The following is a 17,735-nucleotide window of genomic DNA, read 5'->3' as shown; positions in this document are numbered from 1 at the left end:
CCCTCCCATAGAGTGAGGGATATTGTGATGGCCTTATTTTGTAAAGGAGATTATAAAATGAAAAACTTTTCTTATATGGATAGAAATAAAGTGTTGTCAGGGATTGAGGGAGAAGAGTATGATGTCATAATCATCGGGGGAGGTATTACTGGAACTGGAATAGCCCTGGATTGCACAACACGTGGGCTGAAGACGCTTCTTGTGGAAATGCAAGATTTCGCAGCGGGGACATCGAGTCGGTCAACTAAATTGATCCATGGAGGTCTTCGGTACTTAAAACAATTTGAAGTGAAAATGGTAGCGGATGTAGGAAAAGAAAGAGCAATTGTTTATGAAAATGCCCCACATGTCACTCACCCGGAATGGATGCTTCTTCCTATTTATAAAAAAGGAACTTTTGGAAAGTATTCTACTTCTATCGGACTTCAAGTGTATGACTTTCTAGCTGGTGTTAAACGTAGAGAAAAGCGGAAAATGTTATCTCGGGATGAAACACTAAAAAAAGAACCTTTACTAAAAAAAGAGGGCCTTTTGGGTGGAGGATATTATGTTGAATATCGTACAGACGATGCCCGGTTGACAATTGAAGTTGCGAAGAAGGCGGTAGAAAAAGGTGCAGACCTACTAAGTTATACGAAAATGGAAGAATTCTTATATACCTCTGATGCCCGTCTATCAGGTGTTTATATTAAGGATATGTTGACAGGGAATAGGTTTAGGGTAAATGGTAAGAAAATTGTTAATGCTTCCGGTCCTTGGGTTGAAAAAATAATTGGCATGGATCGAAAGATTGATGGTAAAAGCCTTCTTCATACAAAAGGTGTCCATATTGTTATTGACGGAGCAAAATTCCCACTTCGACAGCCGATTTATTTCGATACACCAGATGGACGAATGGTTTTTGCAATTCCAAGAAGCGGAAAAGCCTATGTAGGAACGACAGATACTGTATTCGAAGATGAATTGCAGCATCCTCAAGTTACAGTCAAAGATAAGGAGTATTTATTGAAATGTATCGAGTTTATGTTTCCAGCGGCAAGCGTTGGTTTGGATGATATCGAATCGACTTGGTCGGGTGTAAGGCCCTTAATTCATGAGGCAGGAAAGGGTCCTTCAGAAATTTCTCGGAAAGATGAGGTATGGATCTCAGAAACCGGACTTATCACGATTGCAGGTGGGAAATTAACAGGCTATCGGAAAATGGCTGAAACAGTAACTAATTTACTCTGCAAGGAACTGCGAAATGTAGGAGTGCAAAGTGGTAGTTCAATCACTAAAGACTTGAAGTTATCAGGAGGGGAATTTAATAACCCCAAAAACTATCCAAACTTTATAACTTCCAAAGCAAGAGAAATTACATCACTTGGTATTTCGATTGAAGATGCGACAAATATAGCTGCCTTATATGGGACAAACACAGACGTTATTGTTAACCTTGCGAACGAAGTATTAAAGGAAACAGGGTTACCGCTCTCAATCACACTGACACTTCATTATGCCATAAAACATGAAATGATCTTAACACCAGTCGATTACTTTATGCGAAGGACTGGAACAATCTTCTTCGATATTAATTGGGTAGAGACTTGGAAGCTTTCGGTGATTGACTACATGGCACAATTTATGGAGTGGACACAAGAACGGAAAGAGGAGCTTACAGAAGAATTAGAGTTGCGCATATTGGAAGCAAAAGCATAGAACTTGAAGTTGATGAAGTTCGTTCGTGAATCGGATGTAGGATACGGGTAAGCCTCTTAATTGGTCAAAGTTCTCTGATTTCTTTAAGTACCAGAGACGAGTTGAACCCTAAAATAAAAAGGAACCCTGAACTATTTTGCTATTTGTCTGGCTACTTATACTAGTTCCAATTTAATATTGTCCTTCGGATGTACTCGTCCTAAGTATTATAGGAGTGAATAAATTTCAAGTATGCTGCGCTCCACCTCATTCGGAAAACTCACTTTAATTGAAGGACAACTTGTTAGAAAATGGTGTAAATGCTATACTCGGAGAGGTATTCTTAAGATTCCGAAAATAATAGGGGGAAATAATGGAATGGTTAAATTTAAAACGTCTATATCAATTATTTTAGCAATCGTATTAGTTCTTGGAGCAGGGACTTTCTCTATGCCAATAACTGCTAGTGCGGAAGAAAAAGAGATTAATATTACACTGCTTGCAACCTCAGATATTCATGGTCGTTTCATGCCTTGGGATTATGCAGTGGACGGATCAAACCCAAGCGGAAGTTTAACGCAATTGTTTACAATTATTAAAAATGTACGTGAACAGAATCCAAATACAATCCTTCTGGATAATGGCGATATGATTCAGGATAATTCTGCGGAACTGTTCAATGATCAACCAGAGTCACCTTTAATGAAGGCTTTAAATGAAATGGATTATGACGCATGGTCTTATGGTAATCATGAATTTAATTTTGGATTGGATATATTGGATAAAGTCTCCAGCCAGTACAAAGGTCCGAAATTGGCGGGAAATGTTTATAAAGATAATGGCGAGCGATTTTTACCGGCTTATACGATTATCGAAAAAGAAGGCGTTAAAATTGCGATTATTGGTATGGTCACGCCATTAATCGTTGAATTTGAAAAAGGTACTAATCATCTGGAGGGTTTGGTTGTTAAAAATCCAGTTGAAGAGACAAAAAAGGTAGTTAAAGAATTAGAAGGAAAAGTAGATGTCATGATTGGCATAATGCATATGGGTCTAGAAAATGAAAATGGGATTCCTGGAACGGGTGTGCGTGATGTTGCAAATGCGGTACCTGAGTTAGCTGCCATTTTTGGGGGCCACAATCATGTACTGATTGAAAAAGAAGTGGTAAATGGTGTTTTAATTACAGAACCCAATAAATACGGTACACATATTTCCCAAATAGATTTGACTTTCAATCGTGAGGGTACAAAATATATTCTGAAGGATAAAGATGCAAAAGCAATTCCAGTTAAATCTGTTGACGGAACGATTGTTGAATCGGACAGTAAGTTGGAAAAACAATTGGAATCGTTTCATGAGTTCGCTCGTGCGGATGCGAATATTGTTGTGGGGCAGCTGAAAGGAATGAACCTTGTTCCGAAAAATGAAATCACCGGAATTCCAGCTGTACAAATTCAAGAAACACCTTTGTCGGACTTTTTCCATGAAGTCATGCTTCATTACAGTAATGCGGATGTAGTGGCGCATCAAATTGATAACGATAAGGCTTTCTTGGATATCGGTCCTATTAAGAAAAAGGATATTGCATACAATTATCAGTTTGCCGGTGGAGAAATATCGGTATATGAAGTAACCGGAAAAGATTTGAAAGACTATATGGAATGGGCTGCCGGCTACTTTAACAGTACTCGATCAGGAGATGTAACGATTAGTTTTGATAAAACGCGTCGTGCATCAAAATATAGTACAAACGACTTTTTTGGCAACGTCAAATACGATATCGATTTAACAGAGCAAGCAGGTAACAGAATCAAAAATCTTCGCAGATTAGATGAAACACCAATTAACATGGAAGACAATCTAACACTTGGCATGAATGCGTATAGGATGGACTTCCTTCTTTCAAAGGGACAGCCATTTGAAGCACGAAAATTCAATATGCTTTGGTCCTCTAAAAATGAAAGCGCACATGGTGAAACAGGAGGCACAATCCGTAATTTGGCGATTAAATATTTAAAAGAAGAGATGAAAGGTGAATACACACCGATTCTTCAAAGCAACTGGAAAGTTATCGGAGTAGATACAAAATCACCGTCATATTCAGCGGTCGTTGATCTTGTAAATAAAGGCATTTTGGAAATCCCTACTACGGAAGACGGGAAATTCACAAACATCGCATCTATCAATGCAAATGATGCTGTAACGAAAGAGGAGATTAAAGCCCTTTCTTTAAAAGCCAAAGTAAGTGATAGTCATTTTTCCAAAGTGAAAACGACAGGAGAATTTTATCAGGAGCTATCAAAAGTATTAAAAACCCCTGCCCCTGTCGAAGATGAAGGAAAAGATAAGCCGGTTAGTCCGAGCAAACCGACACCGGATAAAGTTAAACCAGTTAGCCCGAGTAAACCCGCACCAGATAAAGCTAAACCCGTAGTCACAAAACCAGCAACACCTAAAGGAAATGTTACCGCATTCTACTTGAATGTTCGTTCTCATCCAGCAAACAGCGGGAAATCTTATGGCACCGTATCTAAGAATACAGAGCTAACTATTTTAGGAGAAGAAAAAGGCTGGTATAAGATTTCATACAAAGGCAAGACAGCATATGTTTACAGCCGATATGTGAAAATACAAAAGTAATAACTAGAAAAGAAGGTCATTGTGTCAATCACCGGTACCCTTAGTCAATTCTGACACTCGTGAATAGCCTCGAAGAAAATAGTCCTTCAATCCTTTAATGGATTAAGGGGCTATTTCTTTTGCTGTTCATTCTATACTCTAACTACTTTCTCTTGAACGTCGAATAAACCAAATATTTTTCGAGTTGGTGCAAAAGATAGAATGATACGAATATCGGGAAGCCGATTTCTTATATAAAACTCATCCATTGTTCCATCTCGTCAGCTCCTCTCTTTGGGTAAATAAAATTCGGAAGTTCTTTTGGATACTTTAATTGGGGGAATTACTCCTTTCATATTTACCTATAATTGGATACAATTAGAATAGGATAAGGATACAGGGGGAAATGGAAATAAAGAAGTCAAAAAGATGGACAACTACTCGAGATACTAGAAAAACCATTACATAGGGTAAGGAAGGAAGTTATTTATAATGAAAAAACATCTATTTAAAGCTACATTATCAGCGGCTATAACACTCGTTTTACTTATTTCACTCCTGCCGTTACAGGTTAAAGGAGCAAGCGTGACGCCCCCTAAGAATGAGATGCGTGCGGCTTGGATTGCAACCGTTCAAAATGTGGATATGAAACCAGGCATGAATGCAGCTCAATATACTGCTTGGGTACAGAAAACATTGGATCACTTGAAAGCTGATAAATTCAATGCAGTTATTTATCAAGTAAAACCAACAAATGATGCGTTATATCCTTCTAAATTGGCGCCATGGTCATCCTATATAACGGGGGGGAAACAAGGGAAAAGCCCTGGTTACGATCCTTTATTAATAATGATAAATGAAGCGCACAAGCGTGGTATGGAGCTACATGCATGGGTCAACCCTTACCGAGTTACAATGCCTGGCCAAACATTGGCAAGCCTTGCGCCTAGTAATGTAGCCCGTACAAATCCTGGATGGGTAGTTAAATATGGTAAGCAATATTATTTGAATCCTGGACTTCCTGAAGTACAAAATTATTTAATAGCTACAGTCAAAGAATTAGTAGCTAAATATGATATTGATGCTGTTCATATGGATGATTATTTTTATCCTTATAAAATTAAAAATGAAACATTTCCCGATCAAGCTGCATTTAAGAAATATGGATCTTCTTTCAAAAAAATAGCCGATTGGCGTCGAGATAATGTTAACCAACTCGTCAAAAAGGTTTATTCATCAATTAAAACGACTAAACCGCATGTGCAATTTGGGATTTCTCCATTTGGAGTGTGGCGTAATCAATCAATGGATCCTACTGGCAGCAGTACGCGAGCTGGTGTAACAAATTATGATGACTTATATGCAGACACAAGACAATGGATTAAAGACGGCAGCATTGATTATATTACGCCACAAATCTACTGGTCTAAAACACTGTCAGTAGCTAAGTATTCAACTCTGTTGGATTGGTGGAGTAATGAAGTAGACACCTATGCTGACAAACATCCTGTTAATCTATATATTGGTCTAGCTGATTATAAAGTTGGCGTTGACGCCGATAAAGCATGGAAAAATAAAATGGAGTTACCCAACCAAGTAATAGCTAACAGAGCAAACCAAATAGCTACGGGTCAAATGCACTTTTCTTTAAAGAGCATCCAAAAAAATCAGCTTGGTTATGCAACAATCCTGAAGCAACAACTTTATAATTATACTGCTTTAACTCCAGCAACTTCTTGGAGCAACGCGGCAATTCCAGCAGAACCAACATGGGTACAAGCTAACAAGGATATAGCTGGAATGAAGTTAGTCATCCAGGATCAAACGACTACACAACCAAGAAAATATGTAATTTACCGTTTTGAAGGAAATCAAGTAGGATCCTATGAAAATCCTCATAGCATAGTAGATGTTGTCTATAATACAAAAGGAAATACCGTATTTTTAGATAAGACAGCAAACGGCAACAAACAATATACCTATGGAATTACTTCCGTATCCGCCACTGGCGTTGAGAGTGAGAATGCATATGTTGTGACGTCTGAAGAGGTTAGGCGCTAGGGAAATAACGCTGATTTGACAGCTACGAATTCGTTAGTGGATTGCTTGAGTATGCATATTTACGGATTACAGTTCGTACGCTCGTTATGTTTAAAGTACTTAACCCAAAATTGATTGAAGACGCCTTCTGCTTGATCACAGTAAATGATCAGGTGGAAGTCGTCTTTTTTAGTCCATGGTTGCATGGGTACTAGTAGTCTCGAGCAATTAAAATCTGGGGTCTTCGGGGAATCTCCTGGAAGTGTCCAACGAACTCAATAAAGTTTCCAACCAATCGCTGAAAGCGTCCAACCATTCACGAGAACTGTCCAACCAACAGTGAAGTGTCCAACGAAACCCTCGAAGTGTCCAACAAAGCCAGAAAAGCCTACAACCAATCGCTGAAAGTGTCCAACCATTCACGAGAACTGTCCAACGAACAGTGGAGTGTCCAACGAAACCCTCGAAGTGTCCAACGAAGCTAGAAAAGCCTACAACCAATCGCTGAAAGCGTCCAACCATTCACGAGAACTGTCCAACGAACAGTGGAGTGTCTAACAAAATCCTCGAAGTGTCCAACGAAGCTAGAAAAGCCTACAACCAATCGCTGAAAGTGTCCAACCATTCTCGAGAACTGTCCAACCAACAGTGGAGTGTCCAACAGAACTAGAAAAGTCTCCAACCAATCGCTGAAAGCGTCCAACCATTTTCAAAAACTGTCCAACCAACGAAAAACCTCCAACAAACAGAAATCCAATTATCTACTAACCACATAAATCCCTTCATATCAAGGTATTTTCCGATTCTTAAAAATAGGGAGAATGAACCTAAAGTAATGGTTACGGGGCAGTCCGTAAGGTATCTTACTGTATTAGTAACAGTTTACTAGAATGGTATTTACTAATAGCAGACAATTGTTACTTGTTTAAATGGAACGGCATATTTCGTGTGGGTTAAATGATCTAAGCTTATATCATTGTATATTGTCTTTCTTTGACAGTTGGTTATCTTAGTGGTATCTATTAGTATTATGGAAAATTCATGTAAATCATTGATAGCGCTTTTTATATAGAAGAGGGACAACAATCTACTATAGACATTTGAGGTGTATTCATTGAATATTGGCTATAAAAACATACTGGCACTAACATTGAGCTCCTCATTACTAGTAGGAGGATGTACAGGTATGGATAATTTAACCAACAATGAAAAAATTGAGGTTAAGAAACCGTCGACTGAAAACAAGAGAAATGCGTACGAAATAGAGAACTTCGTACGTGTACAGGACTACACCGGTGAAGGTTATAAATTGCGCAACAGCAGACCAGAAACAGGAAGACTGGCTGAAGAACACCGGGAAGAAATCGAAGAAGCGGTCCAAAAGTATTTCTTAAGCACCTATAAAACAGAAGTGATTGTCCATAACATCATCGGGGCAGTCGATGGTGCAACCATATTTGTGGAGTCGGTAGGTGAACCCCATTTTTATACGTATGCAATTATACCAATAGATGTGGATAGTGAAACCGTGGAAACTGATGAAGTCTGGTCCGAAGAAGGGCAAGTTGAAAATGCGATCCAAGGCGCATTATATGCAATGATTTATGAACAAGAATTTGCAACGCTAGATGAATACTTGGAAAGTATACTTCAAAAATACCCTGTTGTCGGAGTACCAATAGAGGCAATAGAAAAAGTCGGAGGTTCTGGATTCTCAAGTTCAGTGTACAGAACAAGCAAGCTCGGTAACGAATTTCAAGGGATATATGATATGTATTTAGAAAACCCGGAAATTAGTAAAGAAGAAATAAAAAAGAATTTGAGTAAAGCTGATTTCAAGCCCGATCAAATGTTGATTCTCATAGAATTATTTATGAAAGAATCTGACACGGAACCCGATCAGGCGGTCTTTGATAAAATCGTTTCAGATATTAATGAGCTGGAAGGTATACCTAGAGGTGCATATACAATTATTTTGAATGATAACTTGATTGATAAAAGAAGAGGTATAGGAACAAAGGATAATACGCTGGAAAGTATGAATCCAAATGAAATTTTGAAAGAATGAGGAGGTAGAGAAAATCCCTCAAGTCTCATATTCGGTGGATGAAGAACCCTCCCTCTGATTGAAGATTAACTTTATATAGCGATAAAGATTTAGTCGAATTGACTGGTTAATCTAAGCTGAGTAATCCCTTGTATTTTGGATTTTTTAGTTCTGGCAAGATTAAATTCCATGATGAAAACCTCATACAAACCTACTAAAAAACGAAGGGTTCCATTGGAAGGAGACTACGAATTGAAACGATTACAAATGACAATCTTGATAGTTTTTTCGGTTTTGATAGTGGGCTGCACAGGCATGGAGAAATCGAGCGATAATGAGGAAACAACAACGGTGCTTCCAGATACAATTGCAGCACAAGATGAATACACACGCTCTTTCCTCGTTTCAACTGACGAAGTTGCGGAAGGGCATTATGCTTTTAAGCCATGGACGGAAGCATATACCATGTGGATACCTGTGGACGGGACGCTATCAGAAACTTTTTATGAGAAAAGAGAAAAACACTGGGAACGATTTTCGTATTCATGGGAAGAACAACAAAAAAATATTTCCTACGGCATATTTGGGCAATTTGAAGATCGCCCAGACTCTGAGGAGTATGGATTGAAACACTTGACGCGTTTTTCAGGTTTCGAAGGTGAATATAGTAAAAGCGACGATGAAAACAATGTCTATTATTATGGTGAAATGATCTCCGAGGTTGGTGAAGAAGGGGAGGAAAAAATTTCTGTCTATTCAAATATAGGCTTCATTAAACATAAAAACAGTGATAAAGCGTTGGGGATTTTATTTGATCATAGATGCAGTGATTGGACAACAAATTGTGATGCAGATACACAACGAATTAAGGATCATTTTTGGAAACTGGTCAAATCAGTAAAATTTGAGGATTAAAGTAGATCATAAATTAATTATCCAAGTCTTGCTAGAGGGGAGGACAAGATGAATAAATCAAATGACGAATAATTAGATAAATAATTCCAACAGTGTACGCCGTAGTTCGTAGAATGTCTATTGAATATAGTGTTCCGGCGGGATTTATTCCCATGATGAAAAATACATAGAAACCAACTTAGAAACGAAGGTTTCAATTGAAAGGAGACTACGAGTTGAAACGATTACAAATGACAATCTTGATAGTTTTTACGATTTTGATAGTGGGCTGCACAGGCATGGAGAAATCGGGCGATAATGAAGAAACAACAACGGACCTTCCAGATAAAATTGCAGCACAAGATGAGTTTACACGTACTTTCCTCGTTTCAACTGACGAAGTGTCAGCAGGGCATTATGCTTTTAAGACTTGGACAGAAGCTTACACGATGTGGATACCTGTGGATGCTAAACTATCCAAAGGGTTTTATGAAAAGCGAGAAAAACACTGGGAACGATTTTCATATGCATGGCTAGATAACGAAGAAAATCTTTCCTACGGCTTATTTGCTCAGTTTGAAGACCGACCAGATTCTGAAGAGATAGGATTAGAACACTTGTCTGACTTCTCTAAGTTTGAGGGGGAATATAGTAAAAAAGAAGATAAGAATAATATTTATTACTATGGTAAAAGAATTTCTGAGGTTGGAGAAGAAGGAGAAGAAAAAATTCCTGTCTATTCACATATAGGCTTCATTAAACATAAAAACAGTGATAAAGCATTGGGGATATTATTTGATCACCATTGCAGTGATTGGACAACAAATTGTAATGCAGATACAAAAAGTATTAAAGATCATTTTTGGGGATTGGTCAAATCAGTAAAATTTGAGGATTAAGCTAAATCATGGATTAACTAGCATGAGGAATCTAAAGGATGAACTCAGCAGTTATTAGATTTATTTTGCAAATTTGTATTTCAGCTATATTGTATTCCCTTCATCAAAAACACATACAAACCTACTAAAAAACGAAGGGTTCCATTGGAAGGAGACTACGAGTTGAAACGATTACCAATGACAATCTTGATAGTTTTTACGATTTTGATAGTTGGCTGCACAGGTATGGAGAAAGTGGGCGATAATGAGGAAACAACAACGGACCTTCCAGATACAATTGCAGCACAAGATGAGTTTACACGTACTTTCCTCGTTTCAACTGAAGAAGTGGCAGAAGGGCATTATGCTTTTAAGCCATGGACAGAAGCTTACACGATGTGGATACCTGTGGATGCAACATTGGATTCTACATTTTATGAAAAAAGGGAAAAACATTTTGAACGATTCTTATATGCATGGGAAGAAGAGGAAGAAAACATTTCCTACCTATTGTATGGCCTTTTTGAAGAACGACCTGATTCTGAAAAAGTAGGTTTGGATCACCTGTCTTTCTACGCGAAATATGAAGGAAACTACGAACGTTTCGAAGAAGGCGATAATATTTTTTACTATACAAATGATATTTTTGAAGTTGGAGAAAACAGTATACCTGTATACGCTCATATAGGTTTTATTAAACATAAAAAAAGTGATAAATCGATTGGAATAATATATGAAAGAAATTGCAGCGATTGGACAACGAATTGTAACGCAGATACAAAACGTATAGAAGATCATTTTTGGAAACTGGTCAAATCAGTAAAATTTGTGGATTAAAGTAGATAATGAATTAACTATTCAAGTCTTACTTGAGGGGAGGACAAGATGAATAAATCAAATGACGAACAATTAGATAAATAACTCCAACAGTGTACGCCGTAGTTCGTAGAATGTCTTTTGAATATAGTGTTCCGGGAGGATTTATTCCCATCATGAAAAACACATACAAACCAACTAAGAAATGAAGCGTTCAATTGGAAGGAGACTACGAGTTGAAACGATTACAAATGACAATCTTGATAGTTTTTACGATTTTGATAGGGGGCTGCACAGGCATGGAGAAATCGGGCGATAATGAGGAAGCAATGACGGAACTTCCAAATACAATTGCAGCACAAGATGAATATACACGTTCTTTCCTCGTTTCAACAGATGAAGTGTCAGCAGGGCATTATGCTTTTAAGCCGTGGACAGAGGCATATACGATGTGGATACCGACGGATGCAACTTTGGATTCTTTCTTTTATGAGAAAAGAGAAAAGCACTGGGAACGATTTTTATATGCGTGGCTAGATAACGAAGAAAATTTATCCTATGGAGTTTACGGTCAATTTGAGGATCGACCTGACTCCGAGAAAGTAGGTTTACAACACCTGTCTGACTTTGCAAAGTTTGAGGGTGAATATAGTAAGAGCGAAGATGAAAACAATATCTATTATTATGGTGAAAGAATTTATGAGTCTGGTCAAGAAGGAGAAGAAAAAATCCCCGTATATTCACATATAGGCTTCATTAAACATAAAAACAGTGATAAAGCATTGGGGATATTATTCAATCACCATTGCAGTGATTGGACCACAAATTGTAATGCAGATACAAAAAGTATTGAAGATCATTTTTGGAAACTGGTCAAATCAGTAAAATTTGAGGATTAAAGTAGATCATAAATTAATTATCCAAGTCTTGCTAGAGGGGGGACAAGATGAATAAATCGAATGACGAACATCTAGATATACTCAATTCCGCTATGCCCCAAGAATAAAAAACCTCAGTCAATTTCCAAATCAAATACATCCCTTCATTTCAAGCATCTTTATATCGAGATATTATTTTAATTTTCAAAAACTTAAAATGAATCTAAAGTAATAGATTCGGAATAGAAATCTTGATTATCTATTAAATAATAACTACTTAACTAGATTGATATCAACTAGTTATTACTCTGAAAAATAGATTTTAAATAGTTAAGTGGGCTTAAAGGGCTGAGTCTAATTCGCTGAAAACTGGTGTTCTTTGACAGCAGGTTATCCAAGTGTTATTTATTAATATAATGGAAACCTATGGGAATTAATTAAAATGAATTTTTAGCAAGTTAAAGAGTCAGTGAAAATCAATCGAGTAACATATTCGTCGGCTAGCGATAAAGACTTAGTAAAATTGGCTGGATAATCTAAGCGGCGTACTCCGAAGTTATAAAATTTCTTATACGAAGCCGTATTCCAGCAAAATTGAATTCCATCATGAAAAACACATGCAACCAACTAAGAGATGAAGGGTTCAATTGGAAGGAGACTATGAGTTGAAACGATTACAAATTACAATCTTGATAGTTTTTTCAATATTGATAGGGGGCTGCACAGGCATGGAGAAATCGGGCGATAATGAGGAAACAAAAACGGTACTTCCAGATACAATTGCAGCTCAAGATGAATATACACGTTCTTTCCTCATTTCAACTGACGAAGTTGCGGATGGGCATTATGCCTTTAAGCCATGGACAGAGGCATATACGATGTGGATTCCGACAGATGCAACATTGGATTCTGTCTTCTATGAGAAAAGAGAAAAGCACTGGGAACGATTTTTATATGCGTGGCTAGATAACGAAGAAAATTTATCCTATGGCGTTTACGGTCAATTTGAGGACCGACCTGATTCTGAAGAGATGGGCTTAGAACATTTGTCTGACTTCTCTAAATTTGAGGGTGAATATAGTAAAAGTGAAGATGAGAATAATATTTATTACTTTGGCAAAAGAACTTCTGAGGTTGGAGAAGAAGGAGAAGAAAAAATCCCTGTCTATTCACATATAGGCTTCATCAAAGATAAAAACAGTGATAAAGCATTGGGGATATTATTCAATCACCATTGCAGTGATTGGACCACAAATTGTAATGCAGATACAAAAAGTATTGAAGAACATTTTTGGGAACTGGTCAAATCAGTAAAATTTGAGGATAAAAGCTGATCGTGTATTCACTATCTAAGTCTTACTAGAGGGGAGGACAAGATGAATAAACCAAATGACGAACAATTAGACGTACTCGACTCCGCTATTCTTAAAGCGCGAATTGCAAAATTAGAATATGGAACTATAGATGATGGGAAATTCACTTCAATTTCAATTGAGGATATACGACGCATTTATATTGAAGAAACAGGTGCAGAACCACCAAGCGCGATTACTTTATATAAATCCAATGATTTCAAAAGAGAGGGAAGAGATAGCGGTTTCGATGGGACGGTCATTCATTTCTACGATTCAGAGAAGGGCATAAATCAAAGTTATATGATACCTCGTGGCTCTGAGCACGCAGAGAGTGGTGGAGAGGGAGACGGGCAACCGCTCGACTGGATATACAATGGGTTAGGTATTTTCACTGGGGAAGTAAATGATCAATTACAAGATGCGAAGGATTTCGAGAAATGGGCAAGTGAAGAAATAAATAAAGTAATTAAAACGGGAAATACGAGTGGAAACGATATGAGAATTCCTGAACTTAGAAAAATTGGCATTGGGCATTCACTAGGTGGTAACCACATTCAAATGCTGCATTTATTGGGGGCAGATTTTGACGGAGTCTATGCATTAAATGATGCAGCGCCGACCGTCTATCAACTTGCTGCAAATGACGCGGACTTTTTTAATGGAATTCGAAAAAAGTTCGGACAACAAATCCAGAAGGTTTCTGAACTTTACAAACTCGACCCAAATCAACTCCGTACTTTCGCATTAAACTACTACAAATCAAAGGGCAAACACATCGAGCATATTACGGCCGAAGAAGATGCGCTCTATCCCTTACATCTTACCAGAGGATTTATACGTTTTGGAAATGAACAAGTAGTCGATACGGACCCTAACATAACAGGACTTCACGATGTAATAAGTAGAATTCCGGATAAGCAGTTGCAATCACTGCAAAAGTACGTAGCGACAGCGGCACCTTACTATGAAGAGGCGGGTATGGATGGGTTATTCTACTTTGCAACGGGCATCGATAATAACTTCCTTCAAAATGTTAATGTCTTGCTGACTGGAGATTCCGAAAGTGAAGGGGCTTTAAGCCTGAAAAACATTGCGAAATTTACAATCTCCAATCCATTCAAGGCGGCAAAGAATCGGCATGCGGCTTTCAAGGGAATTGTTAACCAAATTCCTGTTATTCAAGAACGGCTGCTAACGTTGATCAAGCAGCTTCCGACGCTTATAGTGATTGCCGATGCAATGTCGGGGGAAGAGGGACAACGGATTTCAGATTATTTGAGAAGCATACAGGAGCGTGCGGAGAAGGTGTCGAATGTGTTGCTTGCAATTTCGACTTTTGATATCACGACAGTAAAAGGGTTCAATGATAGCTTCAAGGGGATTAAGTATGCGATTCAACAATTGGATGGTATCGTTTCTGACTTTCATCTTTTATGGGAATCAGGGAAGGACCTTCTAGCAGATGTATTAGGATCATTCGATGCGCATGCATTAGAGGCTCTTATCAACGGGCTTTCCCAACCGAATCGGCGCTATGTAGGGAATGACCTCATTTATTCCGCAGGAGGGGGAGCTTCCATTATCGAGGTGAATGTATCTTCTGCGACCCGGTTGTATTGGATGGGATTGGATAACTACGAAGAAAAGAGCCATGTCATCCAGCGTATACAACGTGCTTATATCGAGAAGTTTGAACAACCTTACGAGTCCAGACGAAAAGACTTACTAACTCAAATAGGCTATATGGAAACGAATCCTCATTCATACAGTTATTTGCTTGGCGGTGGTGATCGCGAGATGATCGGTATTTCTGTTCAAGAACACATTCCGCCCATGCCGTCACAAATTACAAATGTGATGGATGGAATTCAAAGTTTCTACGCAGCCGATATAGAAAAAGGGAAGCTGTTATTCAGTCAAATGAAGGATGCAATTATTCAACTTTTTACTGAAGATCAGCAACTTACGGTGATGTTTGAGCTTCGCTAATGAAGGGGGAGTTGAAATTGGGACAAATCAATATGGATTATTGTTTTTTACCAAACGAAGACATGCAGCCCAGTGGTGTATATGTGAATGGTCTGCTGGGCGAAATGGAAGAATTGGCGCTTCGATTGAATCGGTTGGTTGATGCGGAATTACAGCATGCAAAAGGCACGATTGTTGAAAAAATAATAGCTGAAGTCAATGAACGCGCGATTGAACAAGTAAATATCTGCAACTTCCAAAAATACTATGTGACGGGCGCGACCCGGGAATATAACACGATTTACAATGACCTTGCGACTCAACCAATCACAATCACTTATCGGATTAGGGAAACAGTAGAGACTACATCGATGATTCTTGCACCATAATTGCTCATCGAAACGGAAAGGAGGTGATGCCGCAAAAAACCGCGAGTCTAAATTCAGAAGTTTCTGTATTGCGATGAGAAATTGTCGTTATCCATACAGTTATTTTATACATGCACTAAAATTCAAGGAAAAGGGAGATGTTTGGAATGTCAGGAATTATTCGCGTAACACCAGCAGAACTGGATGCAATGGCATCACGCTACAATCACGAATCAGGGGAGGTTGCTTCACAAATCGGCCGTTTGGACGGAATGATTGGTGAATTGCAATCCATGTGGGAAGGGGCTTCTAGTGCAGCGTTTGCGGAGCAATATGAGCGCCTTAAGCCAAGTTTTAACGAAATGCGTGAATTATTAAGCGAAGTCGGCGTACAGTTAAGCCGTGCAGGACAAGCATTACAAGACGCGGATCAGCAAATCGCTGGTCAAATTCGCGGCTAATTGTTCAGATTCAGAAGTTGAAAATAGTGGAGCGTCATTCCCTAAAAGGAAGGCGCTTTTCCTTCATTGAGGTGGAAATTATGTATATCGAAATTACTGTAGATCTTTCAAATTACGAGGGCGATATAATCGATCTTAGATTATCCGATTACTATACTATGAAAAAAATGATAGACATTGCTTGGCAGGCAAATTCTATTTCAATTAATCCGCGTGAAGGTCACTGGATACGGGTAGTTAATAAAGACAAGCTATTTCCAGGGCATTTGACACTGGCACATTGTGGGATTAGGACAGGTGACCGTATTGAAATCATTTGAAGGAGAAAAAAAGATGCCGACTCATGTACATACATATTTAAAAGATTTGATAGGTGTAGAGATCAATGAAGAAGAGAACAAAAGAACATTCATCTTCCAAAAAGAACGTTTCGGTTTTAAAAGAAGTACTGAGATTGTCTTTTTAAAAGAAGTCAATCCTGAAATCAGAAAAGAAATTGTCATAACAGATGACGAGTTAATCATACAAGCAGACATACCAAGTTCGTTGAAGCAGTTTGATGAAATTCAATCGGAAGATGCTAAGTCAAGATGGATGTTTGCGCATCAGCTTGTAGAAAAGGTTGATGCTCATCCGTATCCCCGTCTAAATCTGATCGTTTGTCCCGAAAATATAGTGTATAGCAAAGGCATGGCCCCTGTTTTCATCTATTACGGGGTGATGGAGAGTTTGCCGCCATTTAGAAATGATGCAGAGCGCGTCTGGCTGGAAACGAGGGCGGCAGTAGCTGCGGCAGTAGATGGCTCATTCACATATGAAGAATATTTAAAGTATAACGAGGTCCTGGAGCTTAATGAGACAAGTGCGAAAGTGATGTCCATTCAGGATAGCCGAGCGCTACTCGACTATATTGAGCAACAACTTGAAAATCTGGATATCAAAGAACAAAGCTTTGTGAAATTACCGCGTAAAAAGTGGAAAATGACTAAATGGTTATCTATCGGTCTTAGCGTGCTACTTATTCCAGCACTACTATTTGCATTTATTTATTTCATACACGAAAAGCCGAAAAATGAAGCGTACATTGATAGCCATGAATACTTTTTGCAGCGAAATTATAGTCAGGTTGTCACCGTACTAAGCCCGTACAGTATAAAGTCGATGCCTTATGTGATGCTGTATGAACTGGCTCATTCATTCGTAACAAATGAAAAATTGGATGAAGAACAAAAAAGAAATGTGCTGTCGAATATCACATTGCAAACAGATTCCGACTACTTGAAGTATTGGATTTACCTTGGCCGGGGGGAAGCCGCGAATGCGGTTGATTTGGCTAGGTCAATGGAAGATGGTGAACTCATCACGTTTGGATTACTGAAGCGACGTGAAGAACTCCAAGCTGATCACACGCTTACAGGCGAAGAGAAACAATATCTGTTAGAAGAAGTAGATAGAGAAGTGGAAGAGTATGAAAAATTGATGGAGCAGAATGAAGAAGACGAGGCAGAAAAAGCCGAAGCAGAAGCAGAAGTAGAGAAGCAAGAAAAGGCAGCTAAAGTAGTGGAACAAGAAAAGCTAGACAAAGTAGAGAAACAAAAAAAGGCAGCCGAAGTAGAAAAACAAGATAAAGCAGACAAAGTTGAAAAGCAAGAGAAGGTAGACAAAGTTGAAACAGTAGATAAGGAATGAAATTTGTAAGCGAAAACTAGGAACTAAAAAAAGAAGGTGTAC

The 17,735-nt window shown here is 38.4% G+C and carries 15 protein-coding genes; 14 read left to right on the top strand and 1 reads right to left on the bottom strand.

Annotated features, from left to right (window positions below; genetic code table 11):
* The first annotated feature begins 57 nt into the window (after positions 1 to 57).
* The 3 genes from MKY15_RS04575 (at position 58) to MKY15_RS04565 (ending at position 6,360) form a co-directional block, all read left to right on the top strand.
* On the top strand, positions 58 to 1,698 hold the full coding sequence (locus tag MKY15_RS04575) for an FAD-dependent oxidoreductase (protein ID WP_342539148.1): 1,641 nt from the start codon (positions 58 to 60) through the stop codon (positions 1,696 to 1,698).
* A 357-nt stretch (positions 1,699 to 2,055) separates the two neighbouring features.
* Entirely contained in the window at positions 2,056 to 4,320 is a 2,265-nt protein-coding gene (locus tag MKY15_RS04570) for a 5'-nucleotidase C-terminal domain-containing protein (protein WP_342539147.1), read from the top strand.
* A 471-nt stretch (positions 4,321 to 4,791) separates the two neighbouring features.
* Positions 4,792 to 6,360 (top strand): family 10 glycosylhydrolase, encoded by a 1,569-nt coding sequence (locus MKY15_RS04565; RefSeq protein WP_342539146.1) that lies wholly within the window; start codon positions 4,792 to 4,794, stop codon positions 6,358 to 6,360.
* Between the two features lie 563 nt (positions 6,361 to 6,923).
* Here MKY15_RS04565 and MKY15_RS04560 read toward each other — a convergent pair.
* Positions 6,924 to 7,067, bottom strand: a complete 144-nt coding sequence (locus MKY15_RS04560) for a hypothetical protein (RefSeq protein ID WP_342539145.1) — start codon at positions 7,065 to 7,067, stop codon at positions 6,924 to 6,926.
* Positions 7,068 to 7,525: 458 nt separating this feature from the next.
* Here MKY15_RS04560 and MKY15_RS04555 point away from each other — a divergent pair, with 458 nt between their 5' ends.
* From MKY15_RS04555 to essB, 11 genes are all read left to right on the top strand, one after another.
* Positions 7,526 to 8,407 carry a DUF1672 family protein gene (locus tag MKY15_RS04555; protein WP_342539144.1) on the top strand — a complete coding sequence of 294 codons (882 nt, stop codon included), beginning with the start codon at positions 7,526 to 7,528 and terminating at the stop codon, positions 8,405 to 8,407.
* 231 nt (positions 8,408 to 8,638) lie between these two features.
* Positions 8,639 to 9,301 carry a hypothetical protein gene (locus MKY15_RS04550; RefSeq protein WP_187045872.1) on the top strand — a complete coding sequence of 221 codons (663 nt, stop codon included), beginning with the start codon at positions 8,639 to 8,641 and terminating at the stop codon, positions 9,299 to 9,301.
* A gap of 215 nt (positions 9,302 to 9,516) precedes the next feature.
* Complete coding sequence (locus MKY15_RS04545) at positions 9,517 to 10,179, top strand: hypothetical protein (RefSeq protein ID WP_342539143.1); 663 nt, start codon at positions 9,517 to 9,519, stop codon at positions 10,177 to 10,179.
* A 162-nt stretch (positions 10,180 to 10,341) separates the two neighbouring features.
* Complete coding sequence (locus MKY15_RS04540; protein WP_342539142.1) at positions 10,342 to 10,995, top strand: hypothetical protein; 654 nt, start codon at positions 10,342 to 10,344, stop codon at positions 10,993 to 10,995.
* A 215-nt stretch (positions 10,996 to 11,210) separates the two neighbouring features.
* On the top strand, positions 11,211 to 11,873 hold the full coding sequence (locus tag MKY15_RS04535) for a hypothetical protein (RefSeq protein ID WP_342539141.1): 663 nt from the start codon (positions 11,211 to 11,213) through the stop codon (positions 11,871 to 11,873).
* Positions 11,874 to 12,517: 644 nt separating this feature from the next.
* The gene (locus tag MKY15_RS04530; RefSeq protein ID WP_342539140.1) at positions 12,518 to 13,186 is read left to right on the top strand and encodes a hypothetical protein; all 669 of its coding nucleotides are present in this window, start codon (positions 12,518 to 12,520) and stop codon (positions 13,184 to 13,186) included.
* 42 nt (positions 13,187 to 13,228) lie between these two features.
* Positions 13,229 to 15,196, top strand: a complete 1,968-nt coding sequence (locus MKY15_RS04525; protein WP_342539139.1) for a DUF6792 domain-containing protein — start codon at positions 13,229 to 13,231, stop codon at positions 15,194 to 15,196.
* Between the two features lie 17 nt (positions 15,197 to 15,213).
* A complete protein-coding gene (locus MKY15_RS04520; protein WP_187045868.1) occupies positions 15,214 to 15,564 on the top strand; it encodes a hypothetical protein in 351 nt (116 codons plus the stop codon).
* Positions 15,565 to 15,710: 146 nt separating this feature from the next.
* Entirely contained in the window at positions 15,711 to 16,004 is a 294-nt protein-coding gene (locus MKY15_RS04515; RefSeq protein WP_067212644.1) for a WXG100 family type VII secretion target, read from the top strand.
* A gap of 80 nt (positions 16,005 to 16,084) precedes the next feature.
* On the top strand, positions 16,085 to 16,324 hold the full coding sequence (locus tag MKY15_RS04510) for an EsaB/YukD family protein (protein ID WP_067212643.1): 240 nt from the start codon (positions 16,085 to 16,087) through the stop codon (positions 16,322 to 16,324).
* A 13-nt stretch (positions 16,325 to 16,337) separates the two neighbouring features.
* On the top strand, positions 16,338 to 17,693 hold the full coding sequence (essB, locus tag MKY15_RS04505; protein WP_342539137.1) for a type VII secretion protein EssB: 1,356 nt from the start codon (positions 16,338 to 16,340) through the stop codon (positions 17,691 to 17,693).
* Positions 17,694 to 17,735 lie beyond the last annotated feature (42 nt).

It is taken from the genome of Sporosarcina sp. FSL K6-1540, from assembly GCF_038620285.1.
Lineage (GTDB): Bacteria > Bacillota > Bacilli > Bacillales_A > Planococcaceae > Sporosarcina > Sporosarcina psychrophila.
The sequence above is the reverse complement of the archived record's forward strand: the minus strand, read 5'-3'. Positions and strand labels throughout refer to the sequence as shown.